The organism is Streptomyces sp. WAC06614 (genome assembly GCF_003949795.1).
Lineage (GTDB): Bacteria > Actinomycetota > Actinomycetes > Streptomycetales > Streptomycetaceae > Streptomyces.
The window spans coordinates 42,868-64,723 of record NZ_RPRY01000005.1 but is presented as its reverse complement, the minus strand read 5'-3'; the positions used below and the strand labels follow the sequence as shown (position 1 = coordinate 64,723).

The following is a 21,856-nucleotide window of genomic DNA, read 5'->3' as shown; positions in this document are numbered from 1 at the left end:
GGCCGGGACGCAGGCCGGGGGCGGAGGCCGGGGCGGAGCCCGGGCAGAGCCGGCCAGGAGGCCTGCGCCGGAGGAGGGCCGGGCCGGCCAGGAGGCCTGCGCCGGAGGAGGGCCGGGCCGGGCCGGACCAGACCGGTCGGGCCGGCCGTCAGCGTGGTGGGCGTAGGCCCTGGACCAGGACGTCCAGGTAGACCTCGGTGCGCGCGGAGTCGTACGCGCCCGAGCGCAGCGCGTGCTCGATGCCGCAGAGCAGGCGGCGTACATCGCCGGACCGGATGTCCCGGCGGATGGCGCCGGTCAGCCGGGCCCGGTCGAGCAGGTGGGCGACGGACCGGTCCAGTTCGGCCTTCAGGGCCGAGGTCTGCGCCTCGGTGTCGTCGGCGGACTCCAGGACCGCGGCGAAGCCGGTGTCCTCCAGCGCCCGGTCGAGGATGAACCGCAGCAGGCGGCGCAGGCCCTCGAAGGCGTCCTCCTGCCCGGCCGCGGCCTCCGCCTCGGCCACCAGCTCGCGGAAGCGCTCGACCGACAGGGCCTCCCGCAGCGCGTGCCGGTTGGGAAAGTGCCGGTACACGGTCCCCACGCCGACCCCGGCGAGCCGGGCGATGGTGTTGAGCTGGAGGGAGTCGTCGCCCGCGGCGAGCTGCTCACGGGCGATCTGCAACACCCGGGCGCGGTTGCGCGCGGCATCGGCCCGCAGCGCCGGCCCCTGGTCCCCTCGTGGTGTCACGGCCCCAGCATAGACAGCCGGGACCGGGGACCGGGCGCGGCCTCAGTCGAGGACGGCGACGGCCTCGACCTCGACCAGGAACTGGGGCGCGGCCAGCGCCGCGACGCCGATCAGCGTGGCCGGCGGCGCCGGGGCCGCGCCCAGCTCGGCGGCCGCCCGCGAGAGCCCGTCGACGAGCTGGGGCATCTTGTCGGGTGTCCAGTCCACGACATAGACGGTCATCTTCGCCACGTCGTCGAAGGTCGCCCCGGCCCCGGCCAGGGCGGTGCCGACGTTGACGTAGCACCGCGCCACCTGCGCGGCCAGGTCCCCTTCACCGACCGTGCTGCCGTCCGCGGCCCAGGCGACCTGTCCGGCGATGTGGACGGTCCTCGTACCGGACGCGACGGCCACCTGGTGGTACACGTCGACCGTGGGCATTCCGTCCGGGTTCATCAGCTTGATGGCCATGTCCGCCGCCTCCTCGTGGTCTCTTGCGGTTACTGGGAAACCGTAGGAGAGTGACCGCTGACGTGGAAGAACGCACTTTTTGGTGACTGGGGAACCTCATGGTGACCAAGCAGGTCAGGGACGCGGAGACCGACGAGGCCGATGTGACGCGGGCGGACTCCCTGGCGCGTGAGATCTTCACGGACATCGCCAACAAGTGGGCGCTGCTGATCATCGAGGCGGTGGGCGACCGCACGCTGCGCTTCACCGAGCTGCGCGACGAGGTCGAGGGCATCAGCCACAAGATGCTCACGCAGAACCTGCGGCTGCTGGAGCGCAACGGCCTGGTGGACCGCACGGTCCACCCCACCGTGCCGCCCCGCGTCGAGTACACCCTGACCGAGCCGGGCCGCGCCCTGCGCAGAACGGTCGGCGCCCTGTGCGACTGGACGCACCGCTACCTCGGCGCGATCGAGACGGCCCGCCTCCGCTTCGACGAAGAGGCGTGATCGCGCCGTCCCGCCGGAACACCGCCCGCCGGGAAGACGGCGCCGGTAGCGTGACCGCCGTACGCGTACGAAGGCGTCCTTCCCTGGAGTGTTCTCCCCATGCGACACCGCGCTCTTCCCCGCCGGTCCGCCCTGGCCCTCGCGGCCGTGGCCACCGTCACCGCCCTGGTGGCCACCGGCTGTTCGGCCGGCGGGGACGACGACGAGGACGCGGCCCCGCCCCCGTCCACGTCGAGCCCGTCCGGCCCGGCCCCGTCCGGCGCACCCGCCGAAGGCCGGCCGAACGTGACGCTCCCGCCCGTCCACGCCGGCTTCGACTACCAGCTCGGCGCCCCGTACGACCCCCCGCCCGGGGTTTCCGTCGTCGCCCGCGACCGCACGGCCCCGCCCGCCCCGGGGGTGTACAACATCTGCTACATCAACGCCTTCCAGGCCCAGCCGGGCGCGGAGAAGGAATGGGACCCCGACCTGCTGCTCCGTGACGCCTCCGGCGCGGTCGTCATGGACAAGGACTGGAACGAGGCGATGCTGGACGTCGGCAGCGACGCCAAGCGCCGCCGGATCGCCCAGAAGATGTACGGCTGGATCGACGACTGCGCGGCCAAGGGCTACAAGGCCGTCGACCCCGACAACTACGACACCTACGCCCGCGCCCCGAAGGGCCTGCTGACCGCCGCCGACGCGAAGGCCTTCCTCTCCCTCCTCGCCGCCCACGCCCACGAGAAGAACCTGGCCGTGGGCCAGAAGAACACCCCGGAACTGGCCCCGGCCCGCAAGGAGGTCGGCCTGGACTTCGCGGTGGTGGAGGAGTGCGGCCAGTACGAGGAATGCGCCGACTACGCCGCCGCGTTCGGCGACAACATGATCGTGATCGAATACACCGACCAGGGCATGAAACGCGCCTGCAAGGGCTGGGGCGACAAGGTCAGCATCGTCCGCCGCGACCTCCGCCTGGTCGAGGACGGCACCAAGGGCTACCACCACGCCACGTGCCGGACGTCCTGAGCCGTGGTGGAACCCGGCGCCTGCTCGACGACCGGGTGCAGGGCGAACGATCCCCTTCCGAACGGCTCGTCACCGGCACGTCGATGCGATCATGGACGGGCAGGACCGGACCGGGTCCGTGACCTGCGGACGGTATGCGCTCAGTGCGGTCCGGCGATGTCCCGGCCCCACCCGGGTCGCGTCTCCGACGACGAGACGAAAGGGTGATCATGGAAGAGTCCCGGCCCGAGCGCCTGCGCTGTCTCTCCGTCTGCGCCGGCGCCGGCGGCCTCGCGCTCGGCCTCGAACAGGCCGGCTTCGATCCCGTCCTCCTCCTGGACAACCGTGCCGTGGCCTGCGAGACGCTCCGCCTGAACCGTCCCGCGTGGAACGTCCTCGAACTCGACCTGCTGCGCTTCGACCCGGTGGACCACCAGGTCACCTACGACGTGGACCTCCTGGCCGCCGGCCTGCCCAGGGTGAAGGCCAGCGCAGCAGTGGCGCGCGAGAACAGCACGGAGGAGATCCGCGTGCTCGAGGCGACGATCATGCTCATGCACGGGGTGCAGCCACGCGCCCTGCTCATCGAGAACGTCCCCGACCTGGTCTCCAAGCCCGCGTACGAGCAGATCCGGGCCTCCGTGGCCACCGAGCTCGCCCATCTCGGCTACCAGCACCGTTGGTTCGTCCTCAATGCGAAGGACCACGGCGTGCCCCAGGACCGGAAGCAAGGGATCCTGGTGGCCTTCAAGGAGGCGTCCCTCGGCGGCTTCGTCCCCCCGGCCCCCGGCACCGAGCCTCCGATCACCGTGGGTCAGGCACTGGGCGCCTCCATGGCAGCGCGCGGCTGGCCCCATGCAGCCGCCTGGGCGGCGCAGGCCGACCAGGTCGCCCCGACCCTGGTCGGGGGGTCCTGGAACCGTGGCGGAGCGGACCTGGGGCCGACCGGGTCCAAGGCGTCCTGGGCACGGATGCGGGTGAACGGGGGCACGGTCGCCGACGAGCCGCCCGGGCCCGAGTTCCCGTGGGACCTTTCGCTGGGCGTCAAGGGCATGGTGGCGCTGACCGTCGAGCAGGCGGCACGGCTGCAGGGCTTTCCCGAGGACTGGGTCTTCGCCGGTCGCAAGACGGCCCGCTACCGCCAGGTGGGCCATGCGTCGCCGCCGCCGGTGGGACGAGCCCTGGGACAGGCTGTCCGCGCCGCCCTGGGGCGTCGCGCCTGAACGCCCGCCGAGCGCGGATTCCCTGCATGCCGCATCCCAGGTGGGCAGGGGCCGGGGCACGATCGTCGCCCTCCCACCCCTGCGCCCCTGCGCCGTGCGACACTCCCCTCTGCCCTAGAGCAGGTGGGAGAAGAACCCGATCGCCGGGTCCTCCGGTGTGCCGACCAGCAGCGCCCGGTCCAGCAGGCCGTTGTTGTGCTCGCAACTGGTCTCCGGGAGCATCACACACGCATGGCAGGCCGCCAGGTTGGTGCCGCCCGTGCCGGAGATCTCGCTCTCGACGCACAGCGGGTCGGACGAGCACCACTCGGCCCGGTGGACGGCCGAGCGCACCGCCGTGGCAAGACGTTCGATCTCGCCCTGGGCGACCAGCCCACCGAGGCTGCCGGCCGAATCGCTCGTGGCCGTGTAGATCAGCACGCCGGCCATCTCGTCACCCGAGTAGATCCGTTCACGGAGCGAGGCGGCGGCATAGCCGGAGTCCAGGCTCCACTCGTTGATCATCACGTGCGCAAGGGTGTGCAGCAGGACCATGCGCGGGGTGGCGGGGGAAAGTGGGACGCGGGTCGGGTCGGAAGCCCGATCGGTGAGGACCCGCTGGTGCCGAAGACGCATCCGCTCCACGCGGGCAGCGACGGCGGGCAGCTCGGCCCAGGCGTCGACCTTCTCCTCGTCGATCCGGAGGAAGACGCCTTCTCCACGGACCTCCATGGCGGGCAGCCAGTCGGTCGGGGCCAGGGAAAGCTCCGCCTCATGCCCTTCGGACGAGGTCTCGGGGTCGATGACCCGGGTGAAGGCCTTCAGCGCACGGACCTCGCGGAGCTTCTTCACCAGCATCGGGGCGACCAGTCCCAGAGCGGTCAGCGACTTCTGGTCACCGGTGGGCGGCTCGCAGACGAACTGCTCGTCGTGGTGACCGGAGTCCTCCGGGTTGCCGGCGCACAGCCGCTCGTACTCCACGTCGCGCAAGGCACGGTAGCGCTGCTCCTGGTCCACCGCCGGGCTCTCGTCACCGGTGAGGTCCTCGGCCTCCATCGCGGTGATCAGTTCCAGGACCTGCTCGGGTCCGACAGGGGCGGGAGCACCGTCGAAGATGTACTTCAGATGGATCTCGATCTCGGCGAGGGTGGAGCAGCTGCGGAGTTTGTCCCAGTGCTTGTCCAGCAGTTGCACCCGGGTGTCGCTCCACGGGGGGATGGAAAGGGCCGACCGGAGCACGGGCTGCCAGACCGACGAGGAACCCCGTTGAAGGGTTCGGGGCGGCCGGGAACAGGGAACGGCAGGTGCGCCCCTCAGCCAGGGCCGCTCACCCTCGCAGCGGATGTGCAGGTCCTTCAACGCCGCGCGCCGGAAGGACCCCTCCATGGACACGTCCGGCACTCCGCACGAGCAGGAGAGCACCACCGAGCGGAGCGAGGAGGTACGGCCCGACGAGCGCAGGCTCATCCGACCACCGCAGAGGCCCGCCTCGCCGGCGCCGCGACGCCCTCGGTGCAGCCACTTCCAGTACGGGAAGTCCGCGATGTGACCGTCCTCGCAGGCCACCACGAACCGGGAGGGCACCAGTGCCTCGGCGCACTCGGCGCACTCGTTCCGGCCGGGCGGGGAGTTGAACCTGCGAACGTTGTCCAGGGCGTGGCACCCGGGACAGTGGTGCCACAGGGGGAAGCGACGCACCCTGACGCCGTCACGACTGTCGTCTCCCGAGGCGGGCGGGAGACGGAACCGCCGCACGCCCAGCACACGGGCGAGACGCGGCTCGTGGACGACCGGAGCCTCGTCGCGGGCCCACTGTGTGTCGGCACCGTCGAGACCGCAGACGATGAACGACTCCTGCTCCACAGCGATCAGTGCCCCCACACCGTACGTGGTGACGGCCTGGGCGCGGCGTACCGTGCCGCGGCGGGGCAGGCTGTGGGCCGGTGCCGCGGAACCGTCGGCGCCACGTCGGCGGCGGGGAGGGGGTGGGGTCATCGGGATGCCTCCATGAACAGGCCGGACTCGGCGTCGACGTCGCGGAGGGACCACAGGGTCTCCCACGCCTCGACGTCCTCCAGTGCGTCGTTGTAGGACTTGAGCAGCGAGGGCGTACGGCGCCCACGCCCGGGTTCGTAGTGGAGGCCGCCGTGCACGGCAGCCTCCTCGAGCCACCAGTCGACGAACTCGTCGAAGGCGGCCGCCACGTGGGCGACCTCGCTGTCGGCAGTCTCCTCCGGAGAGATCCTCCGAACCCGTTCGAGGATCGTCGGCCGGATCCGTTCCACCAGCTCGTGGTGGAAGTGGTCGATGTCCCCTGCGGCGGCGTCGGCCCGAGCGGCAGGGATCAGGATGCGGGCCAGGGCGACGATCACCGCGTGCAGACCCCGGTCGCGGGCACGGGCCGAGAACGGCGTCACCGAGGTGGACTCGACCTCTCGATACAGGGCGGAGTGGAAGTGCTGGAAGTTCTCGTAGTGCGAACGGTCGCGCGAGCGGCCCGCGTTGAGCATCACGGCGACCAGACCGGGGTGGGCACGACCGACGCGGCTGGTGGCCTGGATGTACTCGGCGGTGGTCTGCGGCTGACCCATCACGGCCATCAGACCGAGTCGGTCCACGTCCACGCCGACAGCGATCATGTTCGTGGCCAGCAGCACGTCCACCACGTCGCGACCCGGCAGACGCCGCTCGATCTGCTTCAGGCGGGTCGGGATGTCGCTGGCGTCGACCCGGCTCGTCAGCTCGGAGTAGTTGCCGACGGAGCGGGCCCCTGATCCGTCGCGGTCGGCAAGGTGCTCCAGGTAGGACACGACGTCGTCATGGACCTGCAACTCGGCGGCGGAGAGCAGCCGCAGGCTGTTGAAATAGCCGACCAGGGTCCAGTACGCGTCGCGGACCTCCTCGGTCGTGTCGGCACGCATCGCCTGATGCAGCAGGGTGGCATAGGTGCGGATCAACAGCGTGGACTGGCTGGTGCCGGGCGCGAGCAGGCCCACGTACCGACGGGACGCCTTGTCCCCTGCGGCCGTCTCCACAGCGAACCAGGAGTCACGGGCGTCCAGACCGGCGGGCGGGAACTGACGCACCTCACGACAGAACAGGGCTTTGCCCTGGTCCGCGGCGCGGCGGATCGTCGCGGTCGAGGCGATCACCTTGGGACGGTCGGCGAGCACGTCGACGGCCGTCTCGTACAGGCCGGTCAGGGTTCCCAAGGGGCCGGAGATCAGGTGCAGTTCGTCCTGCACGATCAGCTCCGGGGGCGGGGTTGCATCCTGACGGTCCCGGTTGAAGAGGGCAGCCGTCTGCGCGCGCCACGGCATCGAGGCGAACTTGTCCACGGTGGCGATCACCAGGGTGGGTCGGGCCCGGTACACCGTCTCGTCCACGAGGTGGACGGGCAGCCCCCCGGAGAACGCGCACCCCGTGCCGGGGCACCGCACGTCCATCCGGACGGCCTCCGCATCGACCGCGTAATGGTGGGCGTCGAGCACGGTCCCGCACCACGGGCAGGCGTGCAGCTGCACCGGGTTCTCCTTCTGGAGCACCTTTCCGGAGCGGGCCGCCCCGAGCTGCCGGGCGGCGACCTCCAAGGTGTTCGGGGTGGCTGAGCGACCCACCCACATGCCGAGCGAGATCTCCTCGTGGCCCAGCTCCGCCGGGTTGTCGCGACGCATCTGCTCCATCGCGCAAATCAGGATCGCGGCGCGCTCGAACTGCTGAAGGGTGAGCAGCCGCAGCGTGTACCGCATCAGGACGGTGACACCACCGCCCGCCGCACCGAGGCGCTTGCGGCGCAGGAAGGTGGTCAACGCGATCAGACCGAGGTACGCCTCGGTCTTGCCGCCACCGGTGGGGAACCACAACAGGTCGGACACACCCCGGTCGGGGTGCTCGTGGTCGTCGACCCCCGCCAGGCACAGGAGCACGAAGGCGATCTGGAACGGACGCCAGCGCGCGGACGCGAGGTCCGGCTCGCCGACCCGGCCCTTCCTGACCCAGGCACTGCGGGCACGCTGGGTCGCCATCGCGCGGTTGGCCAAGCGGAACGCCCACATGAGGTCGGGCTTCTCCCGCAGCAGTGCCACACCCGTACGGATCCGTTCCAGCGCCTCCACGCAGGCGTCGACCTGCTGGGACGCGGGCTCCTCGTGGGGGGTCCCGGCAAGCGCGGCAGCCTCGATGCGCTTGCGTTCGATCCACCGCTCGTAGCCCGCGGCCAGCTGATCCAGTGCGGCGATCACCTCTGCGTCGGGGGCCTCGGCGAGGCCCAGCATGGTCAGGGCGTCGGCATCGATCTCCGGGTTGGAGTCGGTGAGCAGCACCTCGTGCGTGGGCACGAACTCGGTCCGCACCTCCACCACACCCGCAGGCACCACATCGGTGAGGCCGACCGCCGGCGGGGTCCAGTCCCACACCGCCGCGCAGCCGTGCCCGGTGGCGAACGTGGGCGCGTGCCGATGCAACAGCCTGCTGGTCCTCAGTTCGGGGTCCACGGCGGCGAAGGCGGCGGGGCGCTCCACGAAGGCGGTCCCACCGTTCGCGGCGCGGACCGTGAGCCCGGTCTGGAACAGGGCGAAGGCGTCCTGGAGTTCCCGCTCGCCCACCTTCTGGATGTTGACCAGGGTGACCGTGACGGTGACGGTTCCCGTCTCCGGCGACGGGCGGCGCACGAGCACCTCGAGCCTGGCCGTGCCGTCCATCAGGTCACGTGAGGCGCCGCGTCCGGGGTACGTGAGGTCGACGACGGTGTCCGGCAGGTCGAGCTCCACCCGACGCCAGCGCTCCCGCTGGTCGGCCGTCGTGCGGGCCTCGCTGCGACGGGCCGGCACCTTGCGACCGTCGGCGTCCTCGGGCTCGTACACCGCAGCGCGTGCCGACACGACGATCTCGCGGCACACGGCCATGTCGACGGCGAACGTCAGGCCGACCGTGGACGGGCGCCGCTGACCGGCGTTGGGCCGCTCGGCGACGGGCTCGGACTCGTCGAGACTGTCCGCCCCGGTCACCGGTTCCCCGTCCAGTCCCTCCTCCTCGGCGGCGTCCTCCTGGAGACGAAGTCCGGCTGCCGCGTCCGCCGGGCGGGGGAAGAGCACCCCGATGGGGTACCGGGTGATCGGTGCGTCCTGGTCCAGCACCTCGTCCCGGTCCTCGGCGGAGGCGTCGGTGTCGGGGCCCAGCAATTCCCGGCGGAGGCGCGCCACCAGATCCTCCCGGACCTCGTAGTGCGCAGCGTGCGGCCCTGCGTGAATGGTCATTCCTGCTCCTCCTCGGCCCGGACGGAGTGCCGGAACCGTCCGATTCCGCTGATGCGGGGGGCGATCCACACTCCGTGGTCGCCCAGCCCCGCGTTGGCTCCGGCGGCGGTGCTGCCGGCGACCGACTCCAGACAGTCGATGCGCAGGCCGGTGATCTCCTGGGGCCATCGCAGGTCCCAGGTCGTGCCGACCTTCAGGACGGAGTACAAGGCACTTCTGAAGGCTTCCGACGCTTCCCCGATCTCCCGTCCCTCGTGCAGCAACGCATAACGGGGACTCTGGTCGGGGCCCATGGGGAGGGTGTCGCACAGGCGGAACGTCACCGCGTTCCCGGGCGCCACCCGCTCCAGCAGGTACGCCTGGACGGCAACGGCGTCGTTCAGGGCGTCGGCCGGCTGCTGGGCGCACACGTCGCCCGCCCGCACTTCGATCCCGTCCCGGCGCCACTTGTGTCGCGGGTTGGGGACCCCCCGGTACCAGCGTCCGGTCGGCCGGTGCTTGAGCACCGTGGCCGTGTCCGGTGCGGCGATGCGGTACAGATCCTCCCGCGCCCTCGTCATCGCGACGTACAGGGCCCGGGTCTCCCCCGGCACGTCGAGGTCGTCGGCGCGGCGACGCAGCTCGGCCACGGAAGGCGGGGCGAGGAGCACGACGCGGTCGAACTCCAGGCCCTTGGAGCGGTGCACCGTGGACACGACCACGCGGGCCGGTTCCGGGTCGGCCAGTTCCTCGGGGAACCGACGCTCCACCACCAGTCGGCGCAGCCGCGTCACGTCGACCGTGCCCCGACCGGCACCTCGCGCGCCCACGCGCAGGGCCCGCCACACCCTGTCCAGGTCGGTGCCCTCGGGCAGCGGTGTCCCACCGAGCAGGTCGCGCAACCGTCCCTCGGTGAGGGTCGCGGACCCGGTGCGGCGCAGCAGCTCGGCGGCCCAGTACGGCACCGGACGGTCCTGGAGCGAGCGCCGCAGGACGTGCGGTACGCCCTGGGTGTGCAGCAGCTCCGAGACGAGCAGTGCCTGCCGGTTGTCACGGGTCAGGACCGCGCAGGTGCCGGGAAAGGACCGAAGTGCGTCCAGGGTGAAGGGGTCGGTGAGCGGGCCCAGGTCGGGAAGGTCGAGCAGCAGCTCCCGCAGCTCCCCGTGGAGCCGTTCGGCCGCCACGTCCGCGCCCTCGGGGGCACTGCCGATGCCCTGGACGGCGGGACCGAGCGGGAGCGCAGTACGTGCTTCGGGAGTGACGGCGCGGAAGTTCCGGGTCAGCTCCAGCTCCACCAGGTCGTCGGCGTAGGAGCGACGCACCCAGCGCAGGAAGAGATCGGCGCGGTCGGCGTACTCGGCAGGATCCTCGATCTGGAAGTCGTAGATCGCCTGGGCCGAGTCTCCGACCAGCGTGAACCCGCAGGTGTCCTGGAGGTTGTCGAGCAGCGACTCCACCAGCTCCCGGCGCACGCCGACCAGGTCCTGGACCTCGTCGACGATCACGTGGGCGGGCGGACCCCACTCCAGGCGCGCCAGGTCGCCCTTCTCGATGGCCTCGGTGGCGGCCCGGATGCGTTCGTCGAAGCTGCGCGCCGGCCAGTCGTCGTCCGGGCGTGCCTGCAGCAGCAGGGAGTACGCCCATGAGTCGAAGGTCTGCACGCGCACCCGCCGGGCGTGCTCGCCGTACCGGGCGATCCGGTCCTTCAGCTCGCGGACGGCGGCCCGGGAGAAGCTGAGGACCAGCAGCTCGGAGGCCTCCAGTGCCTCGTCGGGGTCGGTGTGGCCGACGAGCGCGTCCATGCGGCGGACCAAGGTGTGGGTCTTGCCCGATCCCGCTCCGGCGGTGACCAGCAGCCGGGTGTCCCAGGGCTGGTCCACGACGGCCTGCTGCTCGGGGGTGAGGACGGGGCCGTCCTCGGTGGACAAGGTCACTTCCTGCTCCACAGGTGCTCGAACTCGGTGAAGGCGAGGGCGGTGTCGAAGTTCCGGATGGTGTCGCGGACGTTGAGGATCAGGCAGGTGTCCTTGCCACCGTTGCGGGGCCCCCGCAGTCCGCGTCCGATCATCTGCTGGTAGACGTTCGGGCTGTAGACGGGTCGGGCGACGACGACGGCGCGGGTGGCGGGGGCATCGAAGCCCTGGGTGAGGACGCCGTAGTTGGTGAGCACCCGTACCTTTTCGTCGCGGAAGTCCTGGACACGGGCCCTACGGTCGCTGTCCGAGGTGGTGGAGTCCACCGAGGACGCGGAGATCCCCCGGTCCTTCAGACGAGCCGCCAGGTACTTGGCGTGCTCGACCGAGGTGGCGAACACCAGGACCGGCCAGTCCTGCGGCATCGCCTCGATCTCGGTGAGGATGCGGCGGCTGCGGTCGTGGTCGTCTGCCAGCCGCTGCTCGGCCGCCTTGGACAGCAGACTCAGCTGCTCGGCGGTCTCCCGCTCCTGGCGGGACAACTCGATGGTGCCGCCGGTGAGCTCGCGGTGCTCGACCCGCGCCAGCACCCCCAGATCCTGGAGGTGGCCGTAGGCGTCGTCGGAGGGGAAGACGCCCTCGTCCAGCCGGCGCGCGCCGAACCGGTTGACCAGGCGGCGGGTCTCCTCCTCGTTGCGGCCGCGGAACGGCGTCGCGGTGAGGCCCAGGAGGTGTCGCTCGGTCCGGTGCTGCGTCAGCCCGAGCGTGCCCAGGATGTCCGTGTAGCGCGGGCCGGTGGCCACGTGGGCCTCGTCCACCACGACCAGGGCGGCCTCGCGCAGCCAGGCGTAGCGGTCGGTGTCCAGGCACACCTGGAGCTTGGCGTCCGTGGCCACGACGAGCTGCGGTCCGTCGGCGACCGGGGCAGCCTCGTTCGAACTCCACAACCGGTTGATCGTCAGGCGCGCCTGCGCGCCGGCCTTGCTCCACACGAACTGCCAGCTCTGGACGGCCTGTTCGCACAGCTCCTCGGTCTGTGCGATCCAGAGGATCGGGCCGTTCAGATCACCTGCCTGCTTCGCCCAACGGATGACCGCCTCGGCGGTGACCCGGGTCTTGCCGGCACCGGTGGGCAGCGACAGCATGGCGCGCTGTGGAGCCAGCCGGTCCAGCATCTCGAAGATGTTGAGGGCGAGTCGCTCCTGGTACTCGTGCAGGCGCGGGAAGTCACGGGGGCCGTCCACCGTCAGGCTCTGGTCCAGCGACGGGATCCGGTAGCCCGCGAAGGGTGCCGGCAGGTCGAGGTCGGCGACGAAGGAGACGGCTGCCGAGCCGCCCGTGTAGGACGACGGGGCGCTCGGGAAGCGCTCCTGGATGTCGCGGGCGTGGATCTTGAGCACGGCGTCCTCGTGCGCGTTGAACGCCATCTGCGCGATCCGGCGCCCTGAGGGTTCCTGCCCGCCGAGCTCCTGACGCTCGGCCTCCATCAGTCCTGCGGGCAGCCGGTCGCGCAGCGCCTCCGCACCGATCAACAGTTCCAGCTTGGCCGTCACGTCCTCGGCGTCACGGATCGCCTTCAGCTCGGACCTCACCTTCTGGTCCTGCTCCTGGCGGGCCTGGGCCTCCAGCACCGTACGGCACCCCGCTTCACCCATGCGCAGTCCGAGCTCGCGGTCCACGGCACGGAGCGTGCCGAGCCGGTCCAGCGAGTCCACGACCTTGACCACGTTGCCTTCTCGGGCACTCTCCAGCGACTTCGCCCGTGCGCCGTGCGGAGTGCGGACGACCTCTTCGAGCGTGGCGCAGCGCAGCAGCGAGTACGTGGTGACGGCAGCTCCCATCTTCTGGCGCAGCGTGGGGAACTCCTCGGACAGCGGCACCGCCTCCACCGTCGCCTCGTGCCGCGTCTCCCGGCTCACCGCCGCGTCGTAGCGCAGCATGTGCCACTGCTCGACCATGAGGTCGGCCGACTCCTGGTCCGGCATCAGCAGCGCCGGGACCCGTTCGGCCCGGAGCGAGCGGTACTCCTCGGGGTTCGCGGCGACCGCGATCTCGCCGTCCTCGCGGCTGTCCCAGGTGTCGCCGATCCGGCATCGGGTGAGGACACCGTCGGGGAAGTCGATCGCCAGTCGGGTCAGAAGGGCGTACGTGGAGCCCACGAAGGCGTCGTCCTCGCTCTCCTGGAGCTTCTCCACGAGCTGTTCCCACTGCTCCGGGCGGACCTTCTCCACGCTGTCGGCGAGTTTCAGCTTCCGGGCCTTCTCGATGCTGACCGAGGCCACGGGCAGCACGTCGCGGTAGGCGGCGAGCTGGGGGCCCACCGCCTCCTTGAGGGGCTTGACGCCCTGGGACGTCTCGACGCGGCCGTGTCGGGAGAGCATCCACCGGATCGGCGACGCGGCCTGCTGCCGGGTGGAGACCTGAGCGCCGATCTGCAGCGTCCAGTTCTCGATCAGCCCTTCCTCCGGGAGCACGCGCAGGAAGGCTGCGCGGGCCTGTTCGGAGAGCCGGGGAAGGAGGTGCAGGGGCCCGCCGACGGCCGCTCCGTCGACCTTGGTCCGGGCCAGGGTCGGCCGACCGGCCCGGTCGTCGAGCCGGCGGCAGTAGGCCGCGTGGACGGCCTCCCGGTACTCCTCGAACCAGGCCTCGCCCTCCGGCCGGTGCCCGAGGCTCGGGCGCTCGCGCAGTCCCACCTCGCGGAAGAAGGCCATGTCGTCGGAGTGGAAGCCCATGTCCACCGCGATGCCGGGGTCGCTCTGCGCCGTGACGACGGCACCCGGGAGCATGCAGTCGCGCATGGTGCGGAAGCCGGCGTCGGCGGTGCGCACCATGAGCGTGTTCCTCGCGTCGGGCACCCGAGCGATCACCTCGTGACCCACGGCAGCGGTACCGGCCTGGTGGAACAGCTCCCAGAACCGGGTCCACTCCTGCGGCCCGTAGGCGCCGAAGCCCTGGTCCAGGACGCTCAGGAACCGCCCTCGGACGTCGGCCTCCTGGATCCCGAGGACGGTCAGCTCGGACGACAGCGTCGGGTCGTCGGACAGGGCGCGGTCGACATAGACCAACGACTCCCGCAGGCCGTCCTCCTCGGTGCGCCGGAAGACCTTTCCGCGTACCGGAGCGACGAGACCGGCCTCCTCCGTGAGGACGATCCTGGCGGTGCGCGCCTCCTCCGCGCAGGGTGCGTTCGACGTGACCATGTCGGCGACGATCCGGATCGCGGTCGCCGAGGCCTTCGCCGAGCCGTCGGAGACGAGCGCCTCCAGCCACTCGCGCACCGTTGCGCGCGGCCGGCCGGCCGCGGCGAGCACGTGCTGGATCTTGCCGGAGCGCAGGTCCGTCGCCTCGACCGAGGGGTGCACCCAGTCGCGTGGCCGGCCGGCGTACGAGTGCCAGATCCGCAGCCAGCGGTTGAGCAGGGTCCGGTCCTTCCCGAGGTCGGGGTGGATGTTCAGATCAGCGGGAACCCGCAGGATCCCGTCCTGGTCGGGCAGCGACGGACGTACCGCGGCGGCTGCCCAGATCTGTTCCGTGAGCAGACGGTCGGCCCAGCTGATGACCTCCACGCCCTTGGTACGCCCGGGCAGCAGCGGGAGGTACGCGCCGGGGTCCTCCTCGGGGGCCAGCTCCGGGAGCGACTCGACCACCAGTCGTGCCGCGACCTGGATCATCTCGACGTTGAAGGGTGAGGAGTCCAGCAGGTTCTGCCGGTCCTCGTTGGTCTTCCAGGCGCCGTTCAGGATGCCGCTGAGGGTCATCTCGTACTTGGTGGGGAAGAAGGACCAGAACCTGCCGCGCCCGCGTGCGTCGGCGGCGCTGAGCAGGCCGCTGCCCTCGTCCCGGCGGTAGGCGGGCACGGCCCAGGCCACGTCGATGGACACCCGGTCGTGCAGCTCCCCCGCGTCCCGGCGGGCGGTCACGGTCGGCTCGTGGGTGTGTGTGAACACCTGCCACCGGGACGTGGTCGTCGGCCGGCCGACGCGCTCCTCGTGGATCGTTCGCCGGCTGCCGACATGCTCGGCACGAAGAGCCCGACGGACACCCCGGTGGGACCTGCGGTCCTCCAGGACCACCTCGCCCACGTGCGGGGAGAACAGATGGAATCCGGTGGGGAACTCCTCGCGCGTCTCGTGACTGGCCCTGCCCTGGTGGCCGTGCATGTCCTTGCCCAGCCGTTCGGCCGCTCCCGGCAGGAGCGGAAGTCGGACGACCGTCGTGGCCCACTGCAGCAGTTCGTCCAGCGTCCGGTCCGCTTGCCGTTCCGAGGCCATGTCCAGCTGGCGGGCCATGCGCAGGACGGGTGCCTCGAAGTCCTCGCCGTGGTGCTCCCGTACGCCGGGGACGTTCCTGATCAGCTCGTACGACCAGGTCCGGTCGAAGCCGAAGCTGCCGGTGCGGCTGAAGAATTCGGGGGTGTCGGTGACCACGAGGACCGACTTGACGCCCACGCCGAAACGTCCGATCTGCCCTCCGCGTTTGCGGGACATGCTCATGCGCAGGATGGTCTCCGCGCCCTCGGGGGTCACGGGGGTTCCTTGGTTGGCGCAGTACAGGTGACTTTCCGTGAGGACGACCTGGATTCGACCGCCGGGCTCCTCCCGGATCTCGTCGGCCGCGTTCTGGACCAGCTCGAACAGCTGCCGATCGCCGTAACCGCCTTGTGTGATGCGGCGTTCGCCGTTGGCGTGCTCAGGGATCAGGCCCGGATCGACACGGTAGGTCTCCAGGACACGAAGGGACTGCTCGACAACGGTGCGGATCACAGGGGACTGCAGGTCGGCCACGAATGGTTCCACTTCAAGACCAGGGGCGGGCAGGGAGGGACGACGGGCGTGTCGTCAACGAGCAGATGGTGCAGTGGACATGCGGCTGGAGACGCACCTGGTGGGCGACCGGGTTCCAGGTCGTCACGCGGGGATGCTGCAGGCGAGGCAGGAAGGGGTCCGCGCAGGCCGTTCTGAATTCCAGGGGGGAATTCCGGTCGGCTTGGCGGAAATGAGGGTCCTCCGACGTTCGGGTCCGGGCACCGCGGAAAGCTCCCCCGTTTCGTCGCTCGCAGCGCCCCCGCGACGACACCTCAAGACACAACTGTGCCCTGGTGAGGGAGAAGTTGCCCCCAACTACTGTCGGGACGACCGGGATCGACCTAACCACGGGAGCCACGACATGCACAAGGGGATCGAGCAGGATTCAGGGCATCGGAACCGCAATTCGGCACGTCTGAGATGGAATTCGAAGTTCCCTTTCCATGTGGCCCGAACAGCAGCCGGATAGCAGCTTCCTGACTGTCAAACAGCCTTTGACAAGCCGACCATGGCGTCAACAGCGGTGCGGTACGGTTCTCCCACCCCGTGGGACGAGCAGAGGCAGGTGGGACGTGAAGGCGGCTGAGGACTTCGGCCCCTGGCTGGCACGCCAGCTGAGGAACGCCAGGAAGAGCCAGACCGATCTGGCGGACGAACTGGGCATGACCCGGGCCGCCGTCTCGGCCTGGATCGTGGGCCGCTCGGTCCCTCGCGACGAGACGATCAGGCGTATCGCAGAGGTGCTCGGCACGGACCTGGAGACCATCCACACGCGCAGCACCGACGCCCAGGCAGGGCTGCCCGTGTCGTGGTACCACCGGCCGGCCCACGCCGACGGCGGGCGCGAGTACGGCAATGCCGCCGCATTCGCCTTCGAGGCCGATGTCTCCGTCCTCGCCCGCGAGGCCACCCAGAACAGCCTCGACGCACGCCTCGATCCCGCAGAGCCCGTCCGGGTCCGCTACACCCTGCACGAACTCACCGGCGAAGCCCTGGCCCGCTTCCTGGAGGCCATCGACTGGGAGCGCTTGGTGCCGCACTACGAGGCGCTCACCGGCGAGGGCGGAAGGCAGGGCAAGGTCTCACGGACGATCTCGGCCGGTCTGCGCGACATGTACCAGCACGACCGACTCGTACTGCTCCGGGTCGACGACTACAACGCCACCGGCCTCACCGGCGGCGACTACGACAACGGGCTCTTCGCCGCCGTCGTCCGCCGACAACTGGACAGCCACAAGAAGGACTCCGGGGCGGGCGGCTCCTACGGGCTGGGCAAGGCCACGCTCTGGGGCACCAGCCGGCTCGGGCTCGTACTGATCAACTCCACCCTCTCAGAACCCCATGAAGGCCGCACCGAGCGCCGTCTGATCGGCCGGCTCGACCTGCCCTGGCGCGAGGTCGACGGCCAGGAGTTCGCAGGCCCCGCCTGGTTCGGACGCCCAGACCCGGACGCCAGGTCCGCGGATGTCGCCCGGTCCTGGTGGGCCGACGAGGAGACCGTCGAGCAACTCCACCTCACCCGGGAGAGTGCGTCCCCGGGTACTTCCTTCCTCATCGTCGGCGCCCACGACGTCGCCAGCCTGGTGTCCCCCGTCGCCACCCTCGACGAGGATGCGAGCGCCGAGGACGACGACTCGGTCCACCGCATGCACGCCCGCCTCGTCGAGGCGCTAGGCCGCAACTTCTGGGCGGCGATGACCGGCGGCGGCGACCACAAGCCGCACCTGGAGGCGTCCGTCCGCACATGTCGCAACGGTGAGGTCCTCATCGCCGAGGAGCGCGTGGACCCGACGGTCACCCAGCCCTCCCGCACCCGCGCCCTGCGCGCCTTCCTGGAGGGCGACACCGTCGACCGCCTCACCGCGCCCGGCCAGGTCGCCCGTGCCACCGTGCAGCTGAACGTGCCCCTGCACGGTGGTCAGGTGCGCGGCGGCGTGCCCCACGACGCGGTGCTCCTGGTGACGCACGCCGAGGACGCCGACGGTCGCCCCAACCGGCTGGTCTCCATGCGGGGCAACCGCATGACCGTCAGGGACAGCCCGGTCACCAACGTGCCGGTCGGCACCAATCCCTTCCAGGCGGTGCTCCTCACCGGCCGGGCAGCAGGACGGGACGTCCCCGGCGCCGAGGAGGCCGAGGAGTTCCTGCGCGCCTCCGAGCCGCCCGAGCACGACAAGTGGGGTCAGACGGAGGAGCTCCGTCTCGTCTACTCGCCCTCCGCCTACCGGCGCATCGCCGCCCTGACCGCTGCGGCCAACAACGCGGTGCGCGAGCTGGTCGCCGTTCCCCGGGCGAAGCGCCGCAGCGGCGGCGAGGCCAAGATCGCCGGACGGCTCAAACTGGGCGGCACCCCTGCGCGAAAGGGCCGCCCCGCAGGAACCGCCGCCCTGCCCGAACTGGACAACGTGGACGCGCTGGTCGACGAGGACGGAGCCTGGTCGGTCACCGTCGACCTGCGGGTGTCGGCCGGGGTCGACACGGACCGTCCCGTCCTGCCGGTCGCCAAGTTCGACGTGCGGTCCGGCCCGCGACCCACCGCACCCTGGAAGGACCTGGTCGCCATCAGCGGCTGCGAGGTGGTCGACGGCGCCCTGAGCCTCGTCCCCGGCGCCCGCAAGGCCGTCTTCCGGGGCATCACCGACGTGTCCCGCCACCCGGTCCGGGCCCACCTCACCGGACTCGTCGTCGAACTCCGTACCGGAAAGGGGGAGCAGGCGTGAAGGTCTACCCCTACCGGCGGCTCACCGGCAACCTGTCCTGGCGTGTCGAGAGCGCCCAGCTCAAGGCCGAGGGCGAGCCCTGGGAGGACGTGGAGAGCAAGTACGTCTCCACCGTCGAGCGCGTCGTGGCCCTGGGACCCGACGAGGACCGCCCCGACTGGGCACAGGCGCGCCTTCGCCTCACCGCCGGCCTGCCGGCCAGGGCGACGGACCCCACGGGACCCTGGCAGGACGTGAAGGTCCTCGCCGTTCTCACCGAGCGCGCCACCAACCTGCGGACGTCCGTCGAGCTGTCGCCGACCTCCGAGGACGGGCGCGAGCGGACCGGCGAGCTGTACCTCCACCGCAACGACCTGCTCGACCGCGCCTCCCTCACCGTGCACGTCGTCGCCAGCGTGGGGGGCGTCCCCGGTCGGGTGATCGCCACCTCCGACGTCGAGTGGTTCGTCGACGTCATCGAGGCCACCCCCGCGCTCGCCCGCGAACTCGACGTCAAGATGGTCGGCTTCGCCTCGGGGGCCAGCCGGCTCCACCGGTTCCGCGACTCCCCCTGGCTCGTCGACACGACCGGGCGCATCCCGGCCGTACGGGTCAACACCGACTTCGAAGGTCTCGGCGACCTGATCGGGGCGGACGGCGGCAACGGTGCGGAGAAGACGGTCCGGGAACTGCTGCTCGCCCAGATGTGCTCGGAGGTCTGGACGGCCGTCTTCCACTCCGCCGTCGCCGACCTGGAGATCGAGGAGGACGGGACCCCTCTGTTCCCGCACGGCTGGCAGGGCGAGGTGCTGCGGGAGATGCTCCCCGACATGTACCCGTCCCACGAGGCGGAGGACGCTCTCCGCGAGGTTCACACGGCCCGCACCGGGACCTCCGCCACCGGCTGGGGGGAACTCCAGCCCCGGATCCACTTCGCCGCCTCCCGGCGCGCGGGTGTCCCTCGGACGCTCTCCACGACCATTCGCGACCTGGAACGACTCACACAGGGGGACGACGCATGACCGACCGGCCCAGCCACCTCCCGGAGCGCCTCGCACTGCTCCCCAACGCGGACGCTGCGGAATTCCTCACCGAGGGACTGCTCACCGGCCACGAGGACGTGCCGAGCATCAAGCTCAACCAGGTCGCACAACCACTGCCGCACGCCGATCGGCGCGGCGATCTGCAGCCCGTCCGGGACCTGGCCGAAGACGCCATGGCCTACTGCCGGAACAACGGGCTGAAGGCCACACAGGCCGATGCCTGGCTGGCCCCCCGCCTGCACGCCGCCCTCAGGCTCACCCGCCGAGAGGCGGCCGACCCCGGTCTGTGGAACTACCTGGCCCTCGGGGTCGCCCCGGACTACGTGGTCTGGCGACACCTCACGGAGCCCAAGGACGGCAAGGAAGGCAAGGCCGCAAAGGTGGCCACGGAGCGCTTCCGGGGGCAGTACCACAAGCAGGCCTTCGCGCGCCTGTGGTGGGCTGCCGAGCTGTTCCGCGACGGCCCACACTACGACCCCGTGGTCACGGCCTGCGGCAACCAGGACATCCTCAACTCCGCCCTGCGCCTGTCCGTGATCAACCACCGCCCCACCGCGCAGGCGATCGTCCGGCTCGTCGACAAGGGCGTGGTCGGCACGGGGCGTGAGGTCAACGCACTCGTGGGAGCCGTCAACGTGTCGGCGGCCACGCTCATGTACGACGTGATCGCACCTGACGCCGAACGCGAGTCCCGCCCGCTGCTCGACTGGATCGACGAGGCCGAGACCGCCCGCCAGGTCTCACGGAACGCCCTGCCGTCCGGCCCCGACGAGGAGCGGGCACCGGAACTCTCCGTGAGCACGTTGGTGGACTACTTCTCCGACCTCTTCGCGGACGCGCGGGTCCGCGGACGGGACGAGCCGGAGGAGCCGGAAGGAGAGGACTGATCCTTCGGCTCCGGGCAGTCGGGACCGCAGCCGTCCGGGGCGCCGCAGCCTTCCTTGCGCAGCGTGGCGCGGTCCTCCTCGGTGGCGATGCGCCAGTCCTCCCTGAGCCCTTCCTCCGGCGGGAGCGGCAGCGACAGGGCCGCAGCGAGCACGTGCATCCCGAACAGCGGGGGCACGGCATTGCCGACCTGCTGCGACCGGTCACCGCCCTCCCAGGGGTAGTTGGGCGGGAAGGTCTGGAGAATGCCGGCTTCGGTGATGGTCAGGCGGTCGGGATCGGGCTGGGTGCTGCTCTGCGGGTACCGGACGGCGTTGCGGGAGACCTTCCCCGTCACCGTGAAGGACGGCTGGCGGTCCGTTCGGATGCCCCGCTTGCTCGGGTCACCGCCGCTTCCGTAGTTCGACCTGATCTCGAACGGTGCCCTCAGGCCGCCGGGTCTGCCCGCCGTCGCCCGGGCGAGCACCTCACCCATCGCGACCCAGGGCCGGGGCGTCGGGTCGGTGCCCTTCTCGGCAGGCAGTGTCGCCGCCGGGTCGTCAGGGCCGCCCTGGACGGGATTGCGCAAGTTGTAGGCGTGGTGCGTCGCGACGGGCAGCGGAGGGACTCCGTGCTCCTGGAGCCGCGCGATCAGGATCGTCCTGCGGCGGGTCTGGGGGACTCCGTAGGCCTCGGTGTGCAGGGTCTTGACCGCGGCGACCTCGTACGGCACCCGTGATCCGTCCGGGCGCGGCAGCCCCTCCTTCAGAGCACTCCGGTAGACCTCCCAGAGCTCCTTGACCTGCGGTACCTGCTCCAGGACGATCACGTCGAAGGGGCGCCCCGACCGGTTGTCGGAGTGGAGGGCCTTGATCGCGTACCGAAGGGGCTCCAGGACCAGCGCGGTCCGTGGGTCGCCCCCCTTGCTCTCCAGTTCCTTCAGCTCGGCGTCGATGCCCTCCTCGTCGACGCGGCCCACGACCAACTCGTGGACGAGCCTCTTGACCTCTTCCAGGGCCTTGCGCCCGGCACCGTTGCCGGCGACCGAGTACGTCTGGCACGGCGGGCCACCGGCCAGTACGTTCAGCTCCTTGGGCAGGTCCTCGAACCGGCGCTGCCGTACGGCGCTGACGTCGGCGTGCCACGTCGCAAGTCCGGCCATGTAACGCGTCTCACACGCGTCCTTGTCCCATTCGATGCCGAGCGACGGTACGTCGAGCATGTGCGCGGCTACGTCGAGACCACCCGGACCAGCGAAAAGATCCAAAATGTATGGATTCTCAAGAATTCGAGAGGCTGCGTCCGAGCTGGTCATGTGGCGAAAGTTTAGCCTGCGGCAACCGATGCGAGACACGAAGCCGAGCCCTCCACCTCCCGGCCGCCCGCCCGTCACCGACAGCCGGCCGAGAAATGGCAGCAAAACGCACGATACGCCACCGTCACCAGC

General features: G+C 71.0%; 13 protein-coding genes. 6 read left to right on the top strand and 7 right to left on the bottom strand.

Annotated elements, in window-relative coordinates:
* Positions 1-148: 148 nt before the first annotated feature.
* Positions 149-727 (bottom strand): TetR/AcrR family transcriptional regulator, encoded by a 579-nt coding sequence (locus EF918_RS01515; protein ID WP_260609694.1) that lies wholly within the window; start codon positions 725-727, stop codon positions 149-151.
* A 42-nt stretch (positions 728-769) separates the two neighbouring features.
* Entirely contained in the window at positions 770-1,177 is a 408-nt protein-coding gene (locus EF918_RS01510; protein WP_125639256.1) for a RidA family protein, read from the bottom strand.
* Between the two features lie 98 nt (positions 1,178-1,275).
* Between EF918_RS01510 and EF918_RS01505 the strand changes: the two genes are divergently transcribed.
* From EF918_RS01505 to EF918_RS01495, 3 genes are all read left to right on the top strand, one after another.
* On the top strand, positions 1,276-1,665 hold the full coding sequence (locus tag EF918_RS01505; RefSeq protein ID WP_125639253.1) for a helix-turn-helix domain-containing protein: 390 nt from the start codon (positions 1,276-1,278) through the stop codon (positions 1,663-1,665).
* A 99-nt stretch (positions 1,666-1,764) separates the two neighbouring features.
* Positions 1,765-2,670: an endo alpha-1,4 polygalactosaminidase gene (locus tag EF918_RS01500; RefSeq protein WP_125639250.1), complete on the top strand. Its 906-nt coding sequence runs from the start codon at positions 1,765-1,767 to the stop codon at positions 2,668-2,670.
* Positions 2,671-2,879: 209 nt separating this feature from the next.
* On the top strand, positions 2,880-3,872 hold the full coding sequence (locus tag EF918_RS01495) for a DNA cytosine methyltransferase (protein WP_125639247.1): 993 nt from the start codon (positions 2,880-2,882) through the stop codon (positions 3,870-3,872).
* 114 nt (positions 3,873-3,986) lie between these two features.
* On the opposite strand, the gene drmB is transcribed toward EF918_RS01495, so the two are convergent.
* From drmB to EF918_RS01475, 4 genes are read right to left on the bottom strand one after another with little or no spacing between them, the layout of a single operon-like run.
* The gene (gene drmB / locus EF918_RS01490) at positions 3,987-5,846 is read right to left on the bottom strand and encodes a DUF1998 domain-containing protein (protein ID WP_125639244.1); all 1,860 of its coding nucleotides are present in this window, start codon (positions 5,844-5,846) and stop codon (positions 3,987-3,989) included.
* Entirely contained in the window at positions 5,843-9,106 is a 3,264-nt protein-coding gene (locus EF918_RS01485; RefSeq protein WP_125639241.1) for a helicase-related protein, read from the bottom strand. Before EF918_RS01485 ends, drmB begins: the two co-directional genes overlap by 4 nt.
* Positions 9,103-11,019, bottom strand: a complete 1,917-nt coding sequence (locus EF918_RS01480; RefSeq protein ID WP_185921550.1) for a UvrD-helicase domain-containing protein — start codon at positions 11,017-11,019, stop codon at positions 9,103-9,105. The genes EF918_RS01485 and EF918_RS01480 overlap by 4 nt, the downstream gene beginning before the upstream one ends.
* The gene (locus EF918_RS01475) at positions 11,016-15,782 is read right to left on the bottom strand and encodes a sacsin N-terminal ATP-binding-like domain-containing protein (protein WP_125639235.1); all 4,767 of its coding nucleotides are present in this window, start codon (positions 15,780-15,782) and stop codon (positions 11,016-11,018) included. The genes EF918_RS01480 and EF918_RS01475 overlap by 4 nt, the downstream gene beginning before the upstream one ends.
* Before the next feature lie 593 nt (positions 15,783-16,375).
* Here EF918_RS01475 and EF918_RS01470 point away from each other — a divergent pair.
* Genes EF918_RS01470 through EF918_RS01460 form a run of 3 tightly spaced genes read left to right on the top strand, consistent with a single transcriptional unit; the run spans position 16,376 to position 20,432 of the window.
* Positions 16,376-18,523: a helix-turn-helix domain-containing protein gene (locus EF918_RS01470; protein WP_125639232.1), complete on the top strand. Its 2,148-nt coding sequence runs from the start codon at positions 16,376-16,378 to the stop codon at positions 18,521-18,523.
* A complete protein-coding gene (locus EF918_RS01465; RefSeq protein WP_125639229.1) occupies positions 18,520-19,524 on the top strand; it encodes a hypothetical protein in 1,005 nt (334 codons plus the stop codon). The genes EF918_RS01470 and EF918_RS01465 overlap by 4 nt, the downstream gene beginning before the upstream one ends.
* A complete protein-coding gene (locus EF918_RS01460; RefSeq protein WP_125639226.1) occupies positions 19,521-20,432 on the top strand; it encodes a DUF6339 family protein in 912 nt (303 codons plus the stop codon). Before EF918_RS01465 ends, EF918_RS01460 begins: the two co-directional genes overlap by 4 nt.
* Here EF918_RS01460 and EF918_RS01455 read toward each other — a convergent pair.
* Positions 20,357-21,724, bottom strand: coding sequence for a DNA cytosine methyltransferase (locus tag EF918_RS01455; RefSeq protein ID WP_125639223.1), 1,368 nt, complete (start codon positions 21,722-21,724; stop codon positions 20,357-20,359). The genes EF918_RS01460 and EF918_RS01455 overlap by 76 nt on opposite strands.
* Between the last annotated feature and the right edge of the window lie 132 nt (positions 21,725-21,856).

Excerpts from the sequence above, each read along its gene's own strand:
- EF918_RS01510 (WP_125639256.1), bottom strand. The coding sequence starts at position 1,177 with ATGGCCATCAAGCTGATGAACCCGGACGGAATGCCCACGGTCGACGTG.
- EF918_RS01505 (WP_125639253.1), top strand. The coding sequence starts at position 1,276 with ATGGTGACCAAGCAGGTCAGGGACGCGGAGACCGACGAGGCCGATGTG.
- EF918_RS01500 (WP_125639250.1), top strand. The coding sequence starts at position 1,765 with ATGCGACACCGCGCTCTTCCCCGCCGGTCCGCCCTGGCCCTCGCGGCC.
- EF918_RS01495 (WP_125639247.1), top strand. The coding sequence starts at position 2,880 with ATGGAAGAGTCCCGGCCCGAGCGCCTGCGCTGTCTCTCCGTCTGCGCC.
- drmB (WP_125639244.1), bottom strand. The coding sequence starts at position 5,846 with ATGACCCCACCCCCTCCCCGCCGCCGACGTGGCGCCGACGGTTCCGCG.
- EF918_RS01485 (WP_125639241.1), bottom strand. The coding sequence starts at position 9,106 with ATGACCATTCACGCAGGGCCGCACGCTGCGCACTACGAGGTCCGGGAG.
- EF918_RS01460 (WP_125639226.1), top strand. The coding sequence starts at position 19,521 with ATGACCGACCGGCCCAGCCACCTCCCGGAGCGCCTCGCACTGCTCCCC.
- EF918_RS01455 (WP_125639223.1), bottom strand. The coding sequence starts at position 21,724 with ATGACCAGCTCGGACGCAGCCTCTCGAATTCTTGAGAATCCATACATT.